The sequence below is a fragment of the Pseudomonas sp. SDI genome (assembly GCF_003105155.1).
In the GTDB taxonomy this organism is placed as follows: Bacteria; Pseudomonadota; Gammaproteobacteria; order Pseudomonadales; family Pseudomonadaceae; genus Aquipseudomonas.
On sequence record NZ_QETK01000063.1, the window covers coordinates 1 to 2,615 of the forward strand.

At 67.6% G+C, this 2,615-nt stretch carries 1 protein-coding gene; it reads left to right on the forward strand.

Features of this window, described 5'->3' with window-relative positions; genetic code table 11:
* On the forward strand, positions 1 to 2,615 hold a 2,615-nt coding region (locus DCO48_RS22465), incomplete at both ends, for a DUF6531 domain-containing protein (RefSeq protein WP_177410632.1).

The following is a 2,615-nucleotide window of genomic DNA, read 5'->3' on the forward strand; positions in this document are numbered from 1 at the left end:
GGCGGGTTTCTCGCTGGCGCGGCGCTGGGCATTGCGCTGGTCGGCGCGGTGGCGTTTGCCACCGTCACCTGCGGTGCCGGGCTGGCGTTGATGCCAGTGGTCCTGGGCCTGGTTGCCGGCGTCGCCGCGGGTGCGCTCGGTTCGCAGCTGGTCGAGTGGGGCGAAGGCATCGGCCGCATGATCAGCGCCCCCGCCGGGGGCATTGCTGGCGGTTCGCCCAACGTCTTCATCAACGGCTTGCCGGCCGCCTACGCCACCGCCAGCCCGGGCCTGTGCGACAAGCACCCGAGCCCGCCGCCGCTGATTGCCGAAGGTTCCGGCAAGGTTTTTATCAACGGCCAGCCGGCGGCACGCAACGGCGACCGGCTGACCTGCGGTGGGCGGGTCAACAGCGGCTCGCCGAATGTGTTCATCGGTGGCGAGCCCGAGGTGTACCTGGAAATCCAGGACGAAGTCCCCGACTGGCTGCGTACCACCGTGGAGTACCTGATGGTCGCCGCCGGGCTGGTCGGCGGGCTGGGCAAGACCGTGCTGCTGGCTGGCAAGGGCGCGCTGAAGGCCGTGGCACCGTGTGCGCTGAAGTACACCGCCGGGTTTGTCGCTGGTGAGGTGGCCGGGCAATACATCGTCGGCCCGGCGCTGACGCGCATGCTCGGCGGCCTGTTCGGCCACCCGGTCGATGCCGTGAACGGACGCAAGATTCTACTGGAAGACGGCGAGACCGACTTCGTGCTGCCCGGCCTGATGCCGATCAGCTGGGGGCGTTTCTATGCCAGCAACCTGAGCCACGAAGGCCTGCTCGGCCGCGGCTGGGTGCTGCCGTGGGAACAGAGCCTGCGCCTCGCGGGCGAGCAGGTGATCCTGCGCGACAACCAGGGCCGCGAGCTGGCACTGCCCAGGCTGCAACCGCGCGAGCGGGTCTACTTCGCGGACGAGCAGTTCGCGCTGGTATGCAGCGAGGGCGGGCACTACCTGCTGCACACCCTCGACAACCAGTTCTTCTACTTCGGCGAGCTGGCGCCTGATGGCGAGCCTGCGGCCTTGCGCCGGATCGAAAATGCGCTCGGCCAGTTCCAGCATTTCCATTACGACGAACACAAGCGCCTCAGCGATATCAACGCGGTGGGCGGCATCCGCGTACACCTGTGCTACGACGGCGAGCGGCTGTCGCGGGTCGAACGGGTCATCGACAACCAGCCGGTGGAGGTGCTGGTCCGCTACCAGTACGACGCCGACGGCCAGTTGGCCCAGGTCACCGACCGCAATGGCGCGCATGTCCGGCGCTTCCGCTACGCCGACGGCCTGATGGTCTGCCACGAAAACGCCCTCGGCCTGCGCTGCGAATACCAATGGGCGCACTTCGCCGACGGCCCACGGGTAATCGACCACAAGACCTCCGATGGCGAGCGCTACCTGTTCAGTTATGACCTGGAGGCGCGCTGCACCCGGGTCCGCGACCCTATCGGGCGCAACGCCGAGATTCACTACAACGAACAACTGCGGGTGATCGCCAGCCAGGACTATGGCGGCGAGCGCTACGCCATCCAGCTCGACGCGGCCGGCAATATGCTCGGTCTGACCTTGCCGGACGACAGCGAGCTGGCGTTTACCTACGACGAGCTGTCCCGCCTTACCGAGGAAAAGGACCCGCTGGGCCGTAGCACCCGCTACACCTACCACCTCGACACCACGCTGCTCAGCGCCATCGAACGCCCCGACGGCAGCGGCGAACAATGGCGCTATGACAGCCAGGGTGTGCTGCTGGACAGCACCGATGCCCTCGGCGGAATCACCCGCTACCAGCGCCACGACAACGGCCTGCCGCACACCCAGCAAGACCCGCTCGGCAACACCACCCACCTGTGGTGGAACGCCTTCGGCTTGCTGGAAAAATACCAGGACTGCTCCGGCCAGCAGACCCGCTACGGGTACGACCAGCGCCTGCACCTGGTCAGCGTCACCGACGCGCTGAACCACACCACAACCATCACCCGCCGCCCCAGCGGCGAAGTGCTGCGCCTGCAAGGCCCGGTGCTCAGAGACGAGCGCTACAGCTACAACGCCCTCGGCCAGGTGCTCAGCCACAGCAATGCCGACGGCCACACCACGGCGTTCGAATACAGCCCGCGCGGCCTGCCAACCCGGCGCAAGGACCCGCGCGGCAGCAGTGTCCGCTACTTCTACGACCTCGCCCAGCGCCTGAACCGACTGACCAACGAGAACGGCGAAAGCTGGCGTTTTCGCTACGACCCCAGCGACCGCCTGCAGGAGGAAACCGGCTTCGACGGCCTGCGCCGCGACTACCGCTACGACGTGCGCGGGCTGCTGGTTGAGTCGACCGAGTACTCCCGCGAGGACCATCTGGAGCTCAGCCGGAGCCAGCAGTTCGAACACGATGCGGCCGGCCGCCTGCTGAGCAAGATCACCGAGGACGCGCGGCTCGACTACCGCTACGACGACGGCGACCGGGTGCTGGCGATCGAGCGTCAGCCCAGCGCGCTCGGGCGCAAGCGGCGGATCGACGCGGACCGGTTGTCGTTCAAGTACGACCTGGCCGGGCGGCTGCTGGAAGAGCGCGGCGTACTCGGCCCGGTGGCCTATCAATACGACGCCCT